Annotated in this window: 16 protein-coding genes; 11 read left to right on the top strand and 5 right to left on the bottom strand. The window is 59.9% G+C overall.

Going from position 1 to position 18,192, the window contains the following annotated elements; all coding sequences use genetic code 11:
* On the bottom strand, positions 1-1,213 hold a 1,213-nt coding region (locus ABI_RS25625), incomplete at its 3' end, for a hypothetical protein (RefSeq protein ID WP_040308773.1).
* 84 nt (positions 1,214-1,297) lie between these two features.
* Positions 1,298-2,452 (bottom strand): polysaccharide pyruvyl transferase family protein, encoded by a 1,155-nt coding sequence (locus ABI_RS09810; RefSeq protein ID WP_040308772.1) that lies wholly within the window; start codon positions 2,450-2,452, stop codon positions 1,298-1,300.
* Positions 2,453-2,631: 179 nt separating this feature from the next.
* On the opposite strand from ABI_RS09810, the gene ABI_RS09805 reads away from it, so the two are divergent.
* The 4 genes from ABI_RS09805 to ABI_RS09790 all read left to right on the top strand — a co-directional run bounded on the left by ABI_RS09805 (position 2,632) and on the right by ABI_RS09790 (position 6,895).
* Entirely contained in the window at positions 2,632-4,068 is a 1,437-nt protein-coding gene (locus tag ABI_RS09805) for a polysaccharide pyruvyl transferase family protein (protein WP_157138759.1), read from the top strand.
* A gap of 83 nt (positions 4,069-4,151) precedes the next feature.
* On the top strand, positions 4,152-5,306 hold the full coding sequence (locus ABI_RS09800) for a polysaccharide pyruvyl transferase family protein (protein ID WP_006272776.1): 1,155 nt from the start codon (positions 4,152-4,154) through the stop codon (positions 5,304-5,306).
* Between the two features lie 225 nt (positions 5,307-5,531).
* A complete protein-coding gene (locus ABI_RS09795; protein ID WP_006272775.1) occupies positions 5,532-5,885 on the top strand; it encodes a hypothetical protein in 354 nt (117 codons plus the stop codon).
* Between the two features lie 200 nt (positions 5,886-6,085).
* Entirely contained in the window at positions 6,086-6,895 is an 810-nt protein-coding gene (locus ABI_RS09790; protein ID WP_006272774.1) for a hypothetical protein, read from the top strand.
* A gap of 46 nt (positions 6,896-6,941) precedes the next feature.
* On the opposite strand, the gene ABI_RS09785 is transcribed toward ABI_RS09790, so the two are convergent.
* Positions 6,942-7,640, bottom strand: coding sequence for a hypothetical protein (locus ABI_RS09785; protein WP_040308771.1), 699 nt, complete (start codon positions 7,638-7,640; stop codon positions 6,942-6,944).
* A gap of 304 nt (positions 7,641-7,944) precedes the next feature.
* Between ABI_RS09785 and ABI_RS09780 the strand changes: the two genes are divergently transcribed.
* From ABI_RS09780 to ABI_RS09755, 6 genes are all read left to right on the top strand, one after another.
* Positions 7,945-9,192 (top strand): hypothetical protein, encoded by a 1,248-nt coding sequence (locus tag ABI_RS09780; protein ID WP_006272772.1) that lies wholly within the window; start codon positions 7,945-7,947, stop codon positions 9,190-9,192.
* Positions 9,077-10,036 carry a hypothetical protein gene (locus ABI_RS09775; protein ID WP_157138758.1) on the top strand — a complete coding sequence of 320 codons (960 nt, stop codon included), beginning with the start codon at positions 9,077-9,079 and terminating at the stop codon, positions 10,034-10,036. Before ABI_RS09780 ends, ABI_RS09775 begins: the two co-directional genes overlap by 116 nt.
* Positions 10,037-10,039: 3 nt before the next feature.
* Positions 10,040-11,392, top strand: coding sequence for a glycosyltransferase family 4 protein (locus ABI_RS09770; protein ID WP_006272770.1), 1,353 nt, complete (start codon positions 10,040-10,042; stop codon positions 11,390-11,392).
* A gap of 195 nt (positions 11,393-11,587) precedes the next feature.
* Positions 11,588-12,364, top strand: coding sequence for an ABC transporter permease (locus ABI_RS09765; protein ID WP_006272769.1), 777 nt, complete (start codon positions 11,588-11,590; stop codon positions 12,362-12,364).
* Positions 12,365-12,384: 20 nt separating this feature from the next.
* Positions 12,385-13,131, top strand: a complete 747-nt coding sequence (locus tag ABI_RS09760; protein ID WP_006272768.1) for an ABC transporter ATP-binding protein — start codon at positions 12,385-12,387, stop codon at positions 13,129-13,131.
* An 18-nt stretch (positions 13,132-13,149) separates the two neighbouring features.
* Positions 13,150-14,328, top strand: coding sequence for a glycosyltransferase family 61 protein (locus tag ABI_RS09755; protein ID WP_006272767.1), 1,179 nt, complete (start codon positions 13,150-13,152; stop codon positions 14,326-14,328).
* Between the two features lie 132 nt (positions 14,329-14,460).
* On the opposite strand, the gene galE is transcribed toward ABI_RS09755, so the two are convergent.
* Complete coding sequence (gene galE / locus ABI_RS09750; RefSeq protein ID WP_040308770.1) at positions 14,461-15,441, bottom strand: UDP-glucose 4-epimerase GalE; 981 nt, start codon at positions 15,439-15,441, stop codon at positions 14,461-14,463.
* Between the two features lie 104 nt (positions 15,442-15,545).
* Complete coding sequence (locus ABI_RS23570) at positions 15,546-16,805, bottom strand: glycosyltransferase family 2 protein (protein ID WP_006272765.1); 1,260 nt, start codon at positions 16,803-16,805, stop codon at positions 15,546-15,548.
* A 44-nt stretch (positions 16,806-16,849) separates the two neighbouring features.
* Here ABI_RS23570 and ABI_RS09740 point away from each other — a divergent pair, with 44 nt between their 5' ends.
* Positions 16,850-17,989, top strand: a complete 1,140-nt coding sequence (locus ABI_RS09740; RefSeq protein WP_006272764.1) for a glycosyltransferase — start codon at positions 16,850-16,852, stop codon at positions 17,987-17,989.
* The last annotated feature ends 203 nt before the right edge of the window (positions 17,990-18,192 follow it).

Genomic DNA, 18,192 nt, shown 5'->3' with positions numbered 1-18,192 from the left:
CTCCGAAATGCGCGCCGACATTGCTGGCCGTGGCAAAACCGGAATCACCCATGGTCTGAACCAGTTTGAACGGCTTGGTCAGCTTGCGGGCGTGGTTGGTCAGATACTTCTTCATCGAAGAGAACAGGGCCCGGTCATCACAGACGACCACCCACTGGAAATGATCCGGCGAACGCTGCTGCATCTCGACGATGTCGAGCAGGAAGAAGTCGGTGCCGTAGAAGGGCACCACGATCGAGACCTCGGTCTGGTCCGTCGCCGGTACGAGATCGTAAACCACGGCCTTGTCGATGGCGTCGACAATGTCTTTGCGTTGACGCAGCGGCGAATCGGTCGCCTCGAAGAACCAGCTCAGATCGTCCGGGCGTTCCTCGCAGATTTGACGGACAACGTGTCCGGCCAGATCAAGTCCGACCGAACTGGTATTGCCGCGACCATCCAGGTTTAACGGCGTCGCAAAAACCTCACCCTGGCCTTCGGCCAGTATGACATAGTTGCCTTTCAGTTCGTTCAGACGCGACCAGGCGATGAAGCCGTGCGAGTTGGTACGCGTCGGCACGCCCATGCCCTTGAGGTGCTGCGACACGTCCTGGCGCGCCTTGGTGTACACCGTCAGTTCGTGCAGGCTGAAGTCTTCAAGGTCGCACAGGGACAAGCTATACAGACCGACATCCGGAAACCAGCCGTCCAGGATGGTCATGACACCGTCGAAGACACCGACGGCATCGAGATGGATCGACTTGCTACCAATCGGCATTTCCTCGCCGGCCATGGCCTTGAGCAGAAATTGTTCCCGAGGCTCAGACGTCATCAGGCCGCCGATCTCGACCGCCACCTGGCGGTGGAACGGCAATTCGGATATCTTCTTACGGTCGAGGCGGACAGTTTCAACTTCGAAGGCGCGATCGGAACCGACCACCGCGATGCGGCTACGATTGAACTCGGAGATCAGACGCAGATCGTCACCGAAGGTCAGGCTGTAACGCGCGACGAAGCCGCGCGCGTCGAGCGACAAACCAAATCCCAGGAGATAATCAGCCACGTCCTGGCGGTCGTGATAGGCGATACCCTCAAGCTTCAGGGTCGCACCGGTCTCTTCCAGGCGCAGGGCGGAAAACGCTGGCGCATCCTGCGTCGTCCAGCCGGTAACGAAGACATAGGCGTCTTCGTCAAAGACCGTGTAGATTTTTTCAAGATTGTAGTCTGAAATCATGTCCCTGCTCGCGATCGCCCACCCACACGGCTGCCCTGCGGCGATGAGAACACCCCGGACAGTCTGCCCGGGGTGTTTTAAGCCTTATTCACCGGCAATCTTCTTGACGTGCGTCACCGGCTCCAGGCCGTTGTTGCGCAGGAAGGTGACGTAGTTTTGGGCGCGTTCGCGGCGATCGGCGTCATAGGCGTCACCATCGAACTTGATCAGCTTCTTCAGGTTGCTCCGCGTCAGGTGCTTGTCGGCCAGCTCGCCCTTGGTCAGGACAGGCACGCCGGTCTGGCGGCACATTTCCTCGGTCCGCGAGTCGATCGCAACCACGCAGCCCATCTTGCCGGCCTGGATGGCCAGTTGGGTGCCGTGATAGCGCGGCCCGATAGTCAGGTCGTAACGGGTCAGCGAATCCATCCACGCCGGGATATCGTAGAAGGATCGTGCGTAGGTGCGGCACCACGACTTGAACTCATCCATCGTATAGTGCGGCACAGTGTGCTGGCGGATCTTGTCAAGCGTGTTGGGATCCATATCATCGAACAGGCCGCGCGAGATCTTGATCATCTCCGTCATCGACTGAACGACATACTGGCCGAATGCCGTCGGGTCCATCATCAAGGCGATCAGTTGCTGCTCGATGGGGCGAATATCCGTCCACGACTGGTGGCCACCGCACACCGACAGCGAACGCGGCACGGGGATCGAATCCCAGTCAGCCTGGATCGCCTTACCCAGATTGACGTCCTGAGAGATAAAGTGGGTCGGGCAGCCGCCGACAATCGTGTCGTCGACCCCGAAACGCGCCAGTTGCTGCGAGGTAAAGGGGCCGCGGGTGTAGATGTTGGAGGTCGAGCCGAAACGCTTCTTCGTCAGGGCACGGACCCAGGCGATCGTACCTTCCTTGGGGCTGACGTCGGCCTCCATGTTGTCCGCCTGGGCACCCAGGCCGATGGCGATGACCGGCTTGTCGACGGCTTCGATAATAGCTGCTGCACCGGTTAGATCGGTGTGCTTGCCAAACTGGTTGGCGCACGGAATGACGATGGCGTCGTAGGTATTGAGAATTTCAGCCTTGGTCGCCCACGACACCCAATGAAAATCGGCATCGATCTGGTGCGAAATCGCATAAACGAAGGCCAGATTGCCATTGTTGTGACCGATGGCGGTATTCAGGAAGTCAAATGGCTGGTTAGAATAGAGCCCGAGATCTTCAATCTTCCACAAAAATGCAATTTTCTTCCTCAAAATCAGCTCCTTAGAGATACCCAGCCTAATCGATGGCCGGCACCATATAAAAGCGCTTCCCCTGAGTCTAGGGGAAATCGCCGCGGCTTTGTGCATGCGCGAACGGACTTGTCATATCAACAGCCGTGCTATATCGCACCTGTTTGCCCGCACGTTCGATCCTTGGGGTTGCCGCCGTCATGTCTGAATTCTGGATTGACCAACTGACCGTTGAAAAGGTGGTCCTGACCGGCTTGCGTGCCGACTCGGCTGTACTCGAAGGTGGCGTCGACCTGTTTGTCAATGATGTCCTGTGGGCCCGCCTTTACCCGCTGGCCCACGCTCAGGCCATTCAGGAAGCCGGCGGCGTCCTGTCGATCGACGTGCAATTGCCCTGCCGCCTGAGCGAAGGTTTCGACCGCCCCGACCTGCGCTTAGCCATGGCGGAAAGCGGCGAGCCGATCGGTCACTCGGCGTCACGCCCCCTGCCCCGCAAACGCAAGGCCCGCGCGCTGGTGCTGATACCGGCCGGGCACCGCTACGACCATGACAAGGTGCGTATGCACGACTGGCCGGTGTCCCAGATCATCGACACCTATTCCAATATCGGCGACCTGATGGTCTACGATTCGACGCTGAAGCTGCTCGATTTCGAGGACATCGAAGTCGCCAACATCGTCGATTTCAAGGACATTGATGTCGACCGCTACAATGCCGAGTTCGATTTCGCCTTCCTGCGCGGCTCGAACTTCATTCATGAATATATGGACTGGGCCCGGGCCGGCGAACTGATTGAACGCCTGAAAATTCCGGTTTTCGCCATTGGAGTCGGCGCTCAGGCCGAAACGCGGCGTCCGATCGACCTGCCGCCCGAAGGCCAGCGCGTCTGGGCCGCTATCGGCGACAAGTGCGGCTCGATCGGTGTGCGTGGTATCTATTCCGCCGAGGTTCTGGCCCACAACGGCATCAAGAATGTCGAGGTCGTCGGGTGCCCGTCGCTGTTCCGCAAGCGTGACCGCAACCTGACCCTCGACCTGAAGCACCAGGCCGATGTCCGCCGCATCGCTTTCAGCCTGCGCCGCGAAACCGGCGGCAACTACTGCCGTGACCTGGAAACCTACCTGACGCTGCAGCGCGCCTTCATGCTGCGCCTGGACCAGGAAAGCCATATGACCGTAACCCTGCACGGCGAACGCGAGGAAAAGGCCTATTTTTTCCGCGACCACGACCGCGAACTGCCGGCGCGCGAGACCCTTTTCGAGGAAGACTGGTTCCAGGAATCCAATATTTTCCAAATGGAAGACATCTACCGCAACCGCATGTTCTTCAATACGACGGTGGCCGCCTACGACGACTTTATCGCCACCCAGGACTTCGCCATCGGCTATCGCGTCCACGGCATACTGCCGGCCCTGGCCAACGGGATACCGGGGATGCTGGTCGACTACGACGAGCGGAGTGCCGAACTGGCTCAGACGCTGAACATTCCGCTGATCCCAGAAAGCGAACTGAAGAACGCTTCATGGCGTGACTTCTATACGCGCGAAGCCTGGAGCCGATTTACCCGCGGCTTCACCGAAAAATACGACACCATGCGCAACTATTTGACAAAAAATGGTGTCCCCCATAGGCTTTAACCCGTACCCGCCCTATGTGGCGGTTTATTCCCCACACTTGCGCCAGAATAAATCCTCCCCGGCGAAAACTTTTAGGATGTTTTATGAAAAAGAAGATTGCTCTGCTTTGGGAATCCAAGGACCTCGGTCTTTATTCTAATAAGAAGTTCGATAAACTCTATGCGGGGATCGGCCACAACAACGGTAACCTGGCGTTTGTCTATGCCATTGCCAATCAGCTCGACGCCCGGATCGTTTATGAGCCCTGGCACGCCAAGGCTGAAAAGCTGAACACCTACGACGCCGTTGTCATCCCCAGTGCCAACCAGTTCGGTAAACATACCGACCTGGGCGGACTGGCGGAAAGCTTCGCCAAGATCGAAGTGCCGATCGTCTCGATCGGCCTGGGCGCCCAGGCCGACAGCATGGAACACGACGTCACCCCGACCGAAGGCACGGTCAACTGGGTCAAGGCGATCGATAGCCGCCGTTTCGGTTCGACCTCCAACATCTATACACGCGGCCCCTTTACTTCGCGGCAGCTGGCACGCTTCGGCTTCGAAGACACGGTCGTCGGCGGCTGCCCGACCCACTTTATCTCGGCCAATGCCAAGCTGGGCAAGGCGATCGAAAGCGGCTGGAAGAAGATCAAGATACCACGTTCGCTCTCGGTCTGCGCCGGCCACCAGTCGTGGGGCAAGGTGCGCCTGGTCGAACAGCAACTGATTTCGCTGATGATGGATTCGGCGGCCATCGGCCAGTACGTGGTCCAGTCGATGAGCGACATGATAAAGATTTCACGCGCCCTGTTCGATGAGGTCGATCCGGTCGTCCTGGACCGTATTCGCGTCCATACCGTGCCGCACTATACGATGGATGAGTTCAAGGCGTGGTGCCGGACCTATGCCCGCTCCTTCTATGACGTCCCGGCATGGATGGACTCGCTGACGCGCTATGACCTGACCATCGGGCCGCGCTATCACGGCACCCAACTGGCCATCCAGGCGGAAAAGATGGGCTGCGTCGTCGCCATCGATTCGCGCACCGAAGAGATGTGCCGCCAGACCGGCGTGCCGGTCCTGACCCTGGCCGATCTGGAGAAGGAGCCGATCACCCGTACCAGCCTGAAGAAGCTGATTCAGTTCGACGGCGAGACCTATGACACCTTCCGGGCCGAGCGCGCTCAGAACTACGTCACCTTCCTGGAAAACAACGGTCTGACGCCCAAGCCCTTCCTGAAGAAGATAGCCGGTCTCTGATCCAAATTGATTTTTTATAAACTGTCGGCGGCCGCGTTCCTGCAACGCGGCCGTTGCCATGTGCGAACGGCAACCAAGGATAATCAGAATCTGCGTCCCTACCGCCACACTGCGCAAAATCAATGTCGCATTGCAGCAGAATAACCATTGATTTCACTACGATTTTGGTCTGAACTGCTCGCAGTGCAACGTCCATATTTCAACTCCCATTATTTGAGACCCACCATGATCAGAGGCGCGATTGACAGTGTTCACCCGGATAAGATCGGGGGCTGGATCTATAGCGAAATCGGAAGTTTGAGGGGCAAGCGCGTCCTTGCCTTTGTCGGCAGCCAGTGCGTCGGCTCCGGCGAAGTTGGCCTGTTCCGCCAGGACCTGGCGGATGCGGGGCTGGATGAAGGCTATGTCGGGTTCAACTTCGACATCAGCCTCCCCCATCGTGACAAGTTACTGAGTGTCGTGGTCAGCCTCGAAAACAGCGATCTGTTCCTGAAACAGGGCGCCGCCGAAGTTGGCGCACCGGCTGCGGTGGCCACGGCCGGCAATGCCGTGTATCCTGGCCAAAGACGGCCGTTCTGACACGGTCGCGCCGCCCGGTTGTCAAAATCTGCTGACTTGGCCTATAGTTAGGCGGCGGTGCGTACGAACGGTCCGTTCTATGACCGTTGTGGTGCGGCGCGACATCATTTTTGTTGATCTCGCGGCTGAAATGGATTGAATGGCGCCCACTCAGTAGAATTTTGCTTTTTCACCCACGCAAATACGAGACGAAGACGGCAATGATAAGAGGCGCTATCGACAATGTTCACCCGGACAAGATCGGGGGATGGATTTTCAGCGAACAGGGCAGCCTGAAGGGTAAGCGCGTTCTCGCCTTCGTCGACGGCCAGTGCGTCGGCGCCGGTGACGTTGGCCTGTACCGTCAGGACCTCGCCGACGCCGGCATGGATGAGGGTTTTGTCGGGTTCAATTTCGACATCAGCCTGCCCAGCCGCGACGCTCTGCCCAGCGTCATCGTCAGCCTGGAAAACAGCGACCTGTTCCTGAAACAGTCAAATTCCATCGTTGTGGATGCGGTCGCCTCCTATGCCGCACCATCGCCCGGGGACTTGCCGGCTGCCGGCCACAGCCCGGCTTCCATCGAGTGGATGCAGTCGACCGGCTGGCTGTCCAAGGCCGATGCCGACTTCCTGAAATATCTGGCCAGCGTTGGCTTCTTCACCCGCTCGCTGCGTAAAGGCAAGACGGAGGTCATCCCGGCGGAGGCCGAGGCCGAACGCCTGTTCTCGATCTACAATACCCGCGCCACCAAGGTCACTACGCGATCCATCAACCTCAGCGATCTGGCTGCCAAGCGCGGCGAACTGCTGGCCGATCTGGCCGTGCCGTTCATTGCCATCTCGTCGGCCTCGGGCATTGTCCGCATCGCCGAAGGATCCAACCAGGCCGACTATGCGCGAGGCTCAGAGAACCTGTCGGCCCTGCCGGCCAACAAGTGCAGCCTGGACATGCTGATATTCCTCGACCTGCGTTCGGAATTCGTCTGCGAAGGCGGTCGCGCCGCCCGCCTGTTTGTCGTCGAGGCCTGAAGTCGAGCCCTGACGTCGAGGCCTGAACGGTCAACCACCCTGTCGGCTACAGCAGGGTGGTGATCTCCGGGCGCTCGAAGATTTCGGTGACCAATGCCTTGTCGGCATCGCTCTGCTGACGGCGAAAACGTTCCACACAGCCCTTGTACTGCGAAGCGCTGTCCGGCCGCGGCTCAACCTCCCGGCGGACGGACAGGGCGGGAAGAACGGAATCGGCAGTATGAACGGCCTTGAGCCATGTCGAGTCGGGTGCGCGCTTGACCAGGCCCTGTTGGAGATCGACCGTGACACCGTGGTCGCCATGAAGGGCGTAGAAGACCTGCGCTTCCTCGGTGCCACGCGTCTGGGCCACCTTGCAGCCAAGGGTGACGTAGCGGACCTGACTGTAGGGCAGGCTTTCGGTCTGGTAACCCTTGAATGTCAGGATGCGGCTTTCCGCCCGGTCTGAATAAACGGCGACGCCTGAGGTGGTGTCCAGCGCGATGGCCGACAACATGACCACGACACCGATCGCGAGCAGCCCGGCTGCCCATCCACGAACCGTTTCACGCCATTGGGTGCGGCTCAGTATAAAAAGCACGATGGACACGCCGATCAGGCCAACCATGACGACCAGGGTTCGTACCGGCCACCAGAACAGTGGCCGTGGATCCCGCAAGCTGTAAAACAGGTAGTGGTCCTGCAGAATCCCTGTCTCGAAAAACAGACCGTAGAGGATGACCAGAAAGAGGAAGGTGAATTGCATGGTGTGGGGCCCAAGCAAGAAACCCGTAATGCGTGATAACATGGTACCTGAATCCCGCCGCACAACGCCCCATGCGCCTTTCCGGCCGCGGCTACTGTTCAGTGACAGAGGGCGGGAGCGAAGGCAATCTGGTTTTTGTGCATCATGTCGCGCGCGCCGTGCCGCATAGCACGATAACCTTGCCCCTTGCCTTGTGGCCCCATAAATTGTCTATTATAAACCGAAGTTTGCTAGGCGATCTGCCAGCCGGGGGGGCGGCGCCGTTGATGCATTTGATCCAAATGACATTTGATATGAGTCGGACATGAATTCTCCCGCGACGCCGGAAAACGAGTACGAGCCCGAAATCTTTTACGAAAACAACTCCGCGACCGGGGTGGTCATCGGGACGGGGAAGGCAGAATCGCCCAAACTGGAAGCGGCCTTGTCGCAAAAGCCCGCTGGGCCGGTTTTTGAAGGTCGCGTCGATTATTTCGACCTGAACAGCACCATCAATGGCTGGGCGCTCAATATCAACGAGTCCGAAACGCCGGTTACGCTGGAACTGTGGGCCGACGACCAAGTCCTGGGCGCGTGTGAAACGGGTCTACCGCGCCCCGACGTTCTCAATGCGTTCAAATGTGAAGGCCTGCCGGGCTATGCCTTTGAAGGCGAGATTCTGGCTCGGGCGCGCAGCTACCAGGAAATCAATCCGGGCGTCGTATTTGCAATCCGCACAGCCGGCAGCGGTTTCACGCTGAAATTTACAAATTCAACACCCACCTCGGGGAGCGCCGAAGCCCTTGATGAGGAAGAGCCGGAATCCGGCGCCGACCTGACCTTGCTGGGACGCCTGTCCGCGCTCGAAGGCGAGGCGCATGGCCTGTACGGCATCCCCGTCCGACCCGACTCCTGCATTGGCTTTATCGAAGCCATGGCGCGCGATGAAAATAACCTGATCTGGGTCATTGGCTGGATGCAGCGCGACGGCATGGTCGATCGACCGGTCATCATCCAGGATGATGCCAAATACGCCGGCGGTTTCGCCTATACCCTGTTCAACCGTCCCGACCTGCCCGCCGAAGCCGCCGGTTTTGTGGGCCTCCTGCAGACGGACTGGCAGCCGTCGACCGATACAGCGCCGCTGTTTTTTGTCCAGATCGGCACCGGCCGCCACCTGCGCGCCGTCAGCCCGGTCAATATCGTTCCGAAAACCACACTGGTCTCCTACGCCAAGCCCCATTGGCAGTCGGCGGAGTCGAAACACACCCTGGGCCTGAAACAACTGGTGGCTCAGTCGCAGTCCTGGGACATCCTGCCCGAAGACTACTCTGCCGAACGCATGGCGGTTGAAGACGTCCAGGTCATTCCGAAGTTCGGCTGTTTCGTGACCGGCTGGGCCCTCAGTCCGACCAAAAAAGCTCGACACCCTGCATCTGCGCGCCGGCCAGGCCGTCATGTCGTGCGACCCGTCGGTCATTACCTTCAAGCCCCGCCCCGACCTGTCGTCCGTCCTGCCCAATGCCGACGATGTCTTGCAGCGTGCGGGTTTTTCGGCATTTTTCGAAGGTGATATCGAAGATGCCGAGATCGGCGATCTGCGCTTGAAAATTGCCTACACCGACCGCACCGCCCTGAACTTCCAGATCAGCCCCAAGCAGGTGCGCAAGATCAGCCATTCCGGCGCCGCCGCACGGTTGCAGAACATCTACCCGACCATCATGGCCGAGCCCTTCTTCCCCCGCATGGCCAAAGCGTTGCGGCGCCTGGACAAGCAGCGTGCGCGCAACATCACCGTGCTGCATGCCGCGCCGTGTCAACACGCCGTCGTTTTTGCCGCGCCGCGCAGCCAGTCCGACATTTACCTGATGTTCGCCGGCATCCGCGAGCACATGAACGCGCTGGGTAAGGATACCGGCATCGTCATCCTGGCCAGCCCGGACGAATTCCGCGCCGCCGTCGTCTTCCATTTCAACGAACTTAAAAGCTTCAGCGATCGCCCGGTCAGCCTGATCTTCGTCGAGGATGTACGCCTGGCCGCCTATGCCGTTCCCTCCTCCCTTGAAAAGCACATCCAGGCCAAAACCTTCGTCTTCGTCTCAAGCGGCACTTATCTTTCGGCTGCCGGCTGGGCAGCGGTATCTCAGGCGCGCGACGGCCTGACCTTCCTTGACGTCGGCAATCCGGTTCAAACGACGGCGCCTGGCGAAGCGACCTTCAGCTGCTTTGCCTGGAGCGTGGCCGGCCTCAAGGCCTATCTCGACCGCACCGACACACCGGCGGGAGGGTTGGACAGTCTGCCCCCTGCGGCCAAGCTGATGACGCTGGCCAAGCGTGTCCCCGATGCGGCAAACGCTCTGTTCTTCCCGTCCCCCTCGCCGCTTCTGCACGCCATCAACAGCCGTTTCGAGAGCTAAGCCGTGAAAACACCGAAATCCTCCAAAGTCACGGCCCAATCTGGTGTGACCCAATCTGTTGCGGCCGAATCTGTTGCTGCCACGTCTGTCACGACCACCGCCGTCCGCGGCAAGCGGATCGCGGTCGTCAGCCACAGCCACCCTTCGATCAGCAAGGGCGGCGCCGAGATCGCGGCCTACACCCTGTTCCACGGCTTGCGCCGCCTGGGGTATGACGCTGTTTTCATCGGCGCCTGCCAGCAAAGCCAACGCGGCAAGATCGAACTGGGGCCCAATGAATACGCCTTCTATTACGACCCCCACATCTATGATCACTTCTACCATCTGGCGTCCAGCGACGTCAGCGCGCAACTGTTGACGCTGATTCGCGATCTGAAGATTGACCTGCTGAACTTCCACCACTTCTTCAACCTGGGACTGGCTGCGTTCAAACAAGCCGCCCAGGAAGCCAGCGTCGTGTTCACCATCCACGAATTCCTGTCGATCTGCCACAACCACGGCCAGATGATCACGCGCCCGGCCCAGATCCTGTGCAGCGCCAGTTCGCCCAACGCCTGCGGCGCCTGCTTCCCGGAATACAGCTCGCAGCAGTTCGCACTGCGCAAGCAGAATTTCCTCGAAAGCCTGTCTCTGGTCGATGCCTTCGTCTCGCCCAGCCACTTCCTCGCCGACCGCTTCGTCGCCTGGGGTCTGGAAAAGGAACGGATGAACGTCATCGAGAACGGCCTGATGTACCTGCATCCGCCTCACCTGGCGCAACACAGCGAGAACCACATCTGGAAGTTCGGTTTCTTCGGCCAGATCAACCCGTTCAAGGGTGTCGACATCATTTTGCAGGCTTGTGAGCTGATCTCCAAGAAGCCCGCCCTGGCTGCCGGCATTCGCATCCTGATCCACGGTAACCTGATCGGGCAATCCGACGCTTTCGTGAAAAAGTTTGAGGCGGCACTGGAGGAATACGACTTCCTGTCCTACCTCGGTCCCTACAACAACAGCTCCGTCAACAGCCTGATGGAAAACTGCGACTACATTCTGATGCCGTCGCGATGGTGGGAAAACTCACCGGTGGTCATCCAGGAAGCCTATGCCGTGAAGCGTCCGCTGATCTGCACAGGCATCGGCGGGATGGCCGAGAAAGTCATCAACAACGTCAGCGGCCTGCATTTTGCCTTCAACGATCCGGCCGACCTAATGGCTGTGATTGAAAAAGGCGCCTCGGCGACGGTTCACAACGCCCTGGTGAATGGCATACCCGGTGTGCTGACAGCCGAGGACATGGCTCAGCAATATCTCAGTGTGTTCAACAGCGTGAAAAGTCGCGCCGTGTCCGAACCGGCTGAAGTTCCTGCCGAATAGCGGGTCTAAGCTCGTCTTGGGTTTTCCATGTTGCAAGTGCGAAGAAAACCTGAAATTAATAAAACCTCAGCTTGGGCCGCGGCTTGCGCCGGTGCCATTTTGCTGTAGAAGCAGTTTCATTCCTGCCGCTTTTGCGGTGGGCACGGATCGCGCCAATGTCGCGACCCGTCACGCAGACAGTGGTTAGACATACGAATGAACAAAACTTTTGCCGACCTGGGTAAGGGACTTGGCCTCTACCGGGTCTGGTTCTATCAAGCCTATCACGAACTGACCGGCAAGTATCGCCGGACCTTCCTCGGTCCCTTCTGGATCTCGGGCGGCATGATCGTGACGTCGATCTGTCTGTCAGTGGTTTTCGGTCCGATGATGGGGGGCGACCTGCGTCTCGTCCTGCCGTACATCATGGGCGGCATCCTGTGCTTCGGGATGGTCAGTTTCATCCTGATTGACGGCACGGAAATGTTCCTGCGACATGGCGGCAATATCAAGAACCATGCCTATCCGTTCACCTATTACACCCTGGAGACGATGGCGAAGGAAATCCTCCTTTTCCTGAACAATGTCGTCGTCTTTTACGTCGTCATGGTGCTAATTCGGGCGGCGGTCGTCCCGCACTGGAGCATCGTGCTGGGCTTCGCGGTGGTCATCATGACCGGCCTGACCTGGGGATCGGTGTTCGGCATCATCGCTGCGCGCTTCCGCGACCTGCGATTCATGCTCCCCTATCTCAATCAGTTGATGTTCTTCCTGACGCCCATATTCTGGCGTCCTGAATCGGTTCGCGGCCACAACATCCTGGTCAAGTACAACCCCTACTATGGCCTGCTGGAAATCATGCGGGCACCACTTCTGGGTGAAGCCGCCTCAGCGCACATGTGGTACCTGGCGCTGGGCGCTATGGTCACGGGTATTATCGCCTGGCTGGTCGTGTTCAGCCTGTTTCGCCGCCGTATTCCCTTCTGGGTCTAGAGTTAGTCTAAGGATCGATTATGTCCGATATCGTCGAAGTCAACGGCGTCGAGCTCAGCTACCCCATCTACTCCATCCGTGCCAATTCGCTGCGCAATACCCTGGCAAACCTGGTCATCGGCGGCAAGCTGCTGAAGGATGGTCAGGACATCATCCATGTTCAGGCGTTGCACAATATCAGCTTTACCCTGGGTGAAGGCGACCGCCTGGGTGTCATGGGGCATAATGGCGCCGGCAAGTCGACCCTTCTGAAGGTCATTGCCGGAATCTATGAACCCGATCGGGGGTCTGTGAAGGTCAAGGGTGACATCTCCTGCATGATCGATATCGGCCTGGGGCTGGATGCAGCCCATACGGGCCGTGAGAACATCTTTAACATGGGACGGATGCGCGGCATCGCCCGCAAGGAGATCGAGAGCAACATGGAGGAGATCATCGAGTTCTCCGAACTGGGTGCTTTCATCGATCTGCCGGTGCAAACCTATTCCGCAGGCATGCGCACACGCCTGGTTTTCAGCGTGGCAACGACTCTGAAACCCGATGTGCTTCTGCTGGATGAATGGATCGGCGCCGGTGACGCCGCCTTCCACGACAAGGCGACCAACCGCATGAACAGCCTGTTGGAAAATTCGCGGGCCATGGTGCTCGCCACCCACAGCCACGGCATGGTCAAAAAGGTGTGCAACAAGCTGCTGGTTCTGGATCAGGGACGTGAAGCCTATTACGGCTCCGTCGATGGTTATGATGCGTCGGCATTGATGCAATAGGCGCAGCAAAGGCGCGTCATGGCAGCCGGTTACAGCTTCACCACACTGGAATCGATTATCGCCTCAGGCGAGCACGATCCGGCTTCGCTGGGCGGCCGCAATTTTGCGAACCGTGACTATCGTGTGTCCTTCCGGTGTGTTGCCGACAACCCACCACCGGTCGATGATGTCGCCGCCCTTCTTCCGCTGGATGGCTACGCGAGGCTGGAGACCGGCTATCGCAACGCCATGCGCACGCCGGGTTATCTGGCAAACGGCATCTTCACCTTTGAGGATTACGGGTTCTTCGACGCCTGTGCGCAGCCCATCCATATCGGGCGGCGCGAGGCGCTGATGGGAGAGCCGATCTGTTGGGGTATCGATTTTGCCGACTGGCATGCCCGCACCCACAACCTGGCAGATATTCTCGACAAATCGACCGGCTATCTGGATCAACTGATGCAGAAACTGCGCAACCAGACGGTTTCCGGTTCGGCTATCGTCCTGTCGGCGCCGGGACAGGAAATCTACGGTCATTGGCTGCTCGATGTTGTGCCACGCCTGTGGACGCTGAACCAGGCGGGCCACACCACCGAGCCAATTCTTTTCCAGGGCCTGCCCGAATGGGCGAGCTATTTTCTGGACATTTTCGATATCGACCCGGCGCGGTTACGGCGTCATCCGGCCAGCCTGTTCCGCGTTGAGCGGGCCTTGGTGCCGTCGGCGTCGAAATCCGGTTTCCGTCTCGGGACAGCCTCGCTTAGCGCCGCCCTGGCCCAGGTGCTGGACGCCCATAAGCCCGTCGAAGTTCCGCCAAAGCTGGTCGGTGAGAAAATCTTCTTCAGCCGCCGCAAGCTGGCTCATAGTTCACGGCGCAGCGTTGTCAACATCTATGCCGTCGAAGCCGAGGCGGCGCGCCGCGGCTACCACATCGTTGCCCCGGAAAGCCTGAGCGTCGCGCAACAGATCGAATTGATGAAAACAGCTCGTATCGTGGTCGGCGAGGACGGCAGCGCCTTGCACAACATTGTCTTCGCCCCGAAGGGCGCGGGCCTGGGTGTGCTGAACCTGCCTGGCCGGGACAATCTGTGGCATCTTGGCCTATGCCAGATGTTGGGACACAAGGCGGCTTACCTCGACCTGCCAGCCGATCCGGAATGGCCGCTGGACCTGGGTCGGTTCAACCAGTTGCTCGACGCGCTTGAAAACCCGCTATAAGCGAGCGCCGCTCCTTCCCCCAAGCTTCTTCCGCCGATTAGTCCCCACCCCAAAAAGACCGCCTTGCAGCGCTAGGTCCGCATATTCGTCGGCCGCGCGCCAACCGGAAACACAAGGGCCGGATCTCTCGGTTCAATAGGGCCGGATCGTCTGCCAGTTGGCCGCCGACTCAATCAGCGTCTTCAGGTCGCTGTATTTCGGCGTCCAGTCCAGGGTCGCCTTGATCTTGCTGACATCGGCCACCAGGATTTCGGGATCGCCGTCGCGGCGCGGCCCGAGGCTATAAGGTACGGGCCGACCCAGCGCCTCTTCCGCCGCCTTGATAACCTCCATTACGGTCAAACCTTCGCCGGTGCCGACATTGAAAGCGTCACTGCCACCGCCGGCCATCAGCCGCTCGATCGCCGCAACGTGAGCCGTGGCCAGGTCGATAACGTGAATGTAGTCGCGGATACAGGTACCGTCCTTGGTGTCATAGTCGGTCCCGAACACGGTCAGCGGCGGGGACTTGCCCAGGGCCGCCTTGCAGATCAGCGGAATCAGGTGGGTTTCCGGCTCGTGGCTTTCGCCAACCTCCCCCTCCAGATCCGCCCCGGCAGCGTTGAAATAGCGCAGGACGATGGTGTTCAAGCCGTGCGCCTGGCCCATCCAGTGCAGGGCCTGTTCGAAGGCCAGCTTGCTGGCGCCGTAAGGATTGATCGGGTTCTTGGGGTGGTCCTCGGCGATCAACCGGGTCTGCGGCATGCCATAGGTCGCCGCGGTCGACGAGAAGACCAGTGACGTGACTCTGCCTTCGACCAGGGTCGAGGCGAAGTCGGTCGCCGCCGCGACGTTGTTGTCGTAGTATTTGGCAGGGTTGCGCGTGCTTTCACCGACCAGACTGTAGGCGGCGAAGTGGATGGCCGCCTGGATATCGTACTGTTTGATGGTGTCGAGAATGACGTCGCGGTCGCGCAAATCCGCCTTTACCAAGGGGCCCCACTTGACGGCTTCGGCATAGCCGGTGGCCAGGTTGTCCAGGGTCACAGGGAGATAGCCGGCCTGATGCAGAACCTTGCAGGTCTGAGAACCGATATAGCCGGCGCCACCGGCGACCAGAATGGCTTTCGTCATAAATCCAACCCCTGAAAATATTTGGCCTTCGCCCATGCGGACAGAGTTCTGCCCCAGCCCCCCGGGCGCTGTCAAAACCTAAAGCATGACAAAGGCCGTAATTTTCAGATGGAAAGGGCCTGGTCGGTGTCGCGACGCAGAGTAAGCGGATAAAACACCGAACGGCGCGCAGCTTCCGGATGACGCGCGACATAGGCCCGCAGTTCGGCCTGGCGGCGAGCGCGTTCGGCGGGATCGTCGTCGCGGCGGCGACTTTGCCCTTCCTTGTGCAACAGTGTGGCGTCAGGGGCATAGACGATTTTCAGCCCCTGCTCGCGGACACGCAGGCACAGGTCGACGTCATTCAAGGTCACCGAAAACGCCTCGGCATCGAAACCACCGACCGCGTCGAAGACGTCCCTGCGCATCATCAGGCAGGCACCGGTCACGGCATCGACGTCTCCGGGTTGCGCCAGAAAAGGATGGCTTTGCCATACGTCCGGCGCCACACCGCGCCAAGGATGCCCAGGCCCCGGCACGAGGTTCGACGCGACACCGGCGTGCTGCAAGGTGCGGTCGGTATAGAGCAGCCGGGCGCCCACGGCCCCGACATCGGGCCGGGCGACATAGTCGCGCATGGCGGCCAGCCAGTCACCGTCCAGGGCCTCAATGTCGTCGTTCAGGAACAACAGCAGCGGATACCGAGCCTGCGCCGCGCCTTCATTGCACAGGCGCGAGAAATTGAACCCACCGTCGTCGCGGATCAGCTTGACATCCGGCCGACGCGACAGCTCCGCCAACAGCGCCACCATGGCGTTACCCTCAGCGCCATTGTCGACAATGATGATCTCAACCTCGACAGTGCGGTTCAATGCCAGCGAGTCGACACAGGCGCGCAGCATTTCCGCGCGGATTTTGGTGGGAATGACGATCGATACGCCGGCGGACGACAGCGCCGGATCGGGCTTTGCCAAGGCCAGGGCGGGCCGCGACGGCAAGTCTGCGACGTGGGTCGCCTCCCCAATCGCCATGCCGGAAATGCCGGACGCCGGCCGGCGCATCCGCGCCGCAACCGCGGCGATCAGGCGGCCGCTCCGCATCAGTCCGACCGCTTTGGTGGCATAAGCGCCGATCCGCTCGGCAAAGCCCAGACGCATCAACGACACCGACGTCGCCCTGGTGCGCAGCCAAACCCGGTAGTGCCCGACCGGCATCGTAATATAAATGTCCCGCCCGTCCTGAACGTAGACCACGTTGCGTTCGCCGGTTGCCGTGTCAGTGATTTCGACCTCGGCCACACCGCCTTTTGCCCGCAGCCGGTAGACGCCGCCCAGCGCAAGCGTACCGTTCAGGTTCAGCAGGTCGAAAATTGCGTCTGACGTCATTGTCCTATAGTACCGAAGGTGCACGGCTTGGCGAGACTCTTTCTATGGCGATTCTGAAACGCGTACTGGCCGGCCTGCACCACACGGCGTTTGGCCTGCGTTATGCCGCCCGATCAAGCGCCTGGCTGCCGGCCCAGTCGCGGCCCCGCCCACCGCTTGACAAGGTTCTGATCTCGGGTTTTTTCAACGAAGCGCTCGGCATCGGTCGCGCCGGCGCCCTGGTCGCCAACGGGCTGGAATCCAGGGGCGTCGCGGTCGACCGAGAAGACCTGCGCCCGTTCGACCGTGGCCTGCTGACGCGCCGCCCTTCACAAATGCCATCCGATGCCCCAGTCTGGCTGATCCACGCCAATCCGCCGGAAGCGCGCATCGCCCTGTTCACACATGACGGCTGGCAGGACTGTTACCGCATCGGCTACTGGGCCTGGGAATCAAGCCGCGCCCCTGAGGCTTGGGCCCAAACGGCAACCTGGTTCCACGAAATCTGGGTGCCCAGCGGCTTTGTGCGCGAAGCGGTTGCTGCCATTTTGCCTCCTAACGAAGCCGCCAAACTGAAAGTCGTACCGACACCCGTTCGCGTGCCGGCAGTTGCCGAACGTAAGGCTGGCCCGATCACCGCCCTGACCCTGTTCGACCCGCGCAGCAGCTTCGTCCGCAAGAACCCGGCCGGTGCCATCCAGGCCTGGATGAGGGCCGTCCCCACACCCGGTGATGCCCGGCTGATGGTCAAGACCTTGAGCCGCGCGGAAATCCATCCTCAGTTCCAGGCCCTTCAGGCGCTGGCCGGTGGCCGCGGCGATATCGTCTTCATGGCGCAGACCCTGGACAACGACGCGACGGCTCAACTGATCGCTGACTGCGATATCCTGATTTCGCTCCATCGCGGCGAAGGTTATGGCCTGCCGCTGGCCGAAGCCATGGCCGCCGGCAAGGCGGTTCTGGCCACCGGCTGGTCGGGCAATCTCGAATTCATGACGCCGGACAATTCGGTGCCGGTGCCGTATCGCCTGGTTCCGGCGGATTCCGGCTATAACGGCCCGCAGGCGCAGTGGGCCGATCCCGACATCGACGCTGCGGCGGCCGCTCTACGCAACCTGATCGATGATACCGACCTGCGGTATCGGCTTGGCAATCAAGCTCGTAACGACGCTACGAAATTACGTGACGGTTGGCTCAGCCTGTAAGGGTCTGGAACCGCGAATGAACACGAATGAACGCGAATAAGAGGGGCGCAAAAACGCTGCAAGACGGTTCCACCAAAGCGACGATCGAAACACGCCCTGAAATTCGCGTTTATTCGCGTTCATTCGCGGTTCAAAACCTCTAGCCCAAAGAGCGGCTTTGCCGCGGGTGCCAGAGACAACATTGTCCAAAAATTAGCCGGCTC

It is taken from the genome of Asticcacaulis biprosthecium C19 (assembly GCF_000204015.1).
GTDB classification, from domain to species: domain Bacteria; phylum Pseudomonadota; class Alphaproteobacteria; order Caulobacterales; family Caulobacteraceae; genus Asticcacaulis; species Asticcacaulis biprosthecius.
The sequence above is the reverse complement of the archived record's forward strand: the minus strand, read 5'-3'. Positions and strand labels throughout refer to the sequence as shown.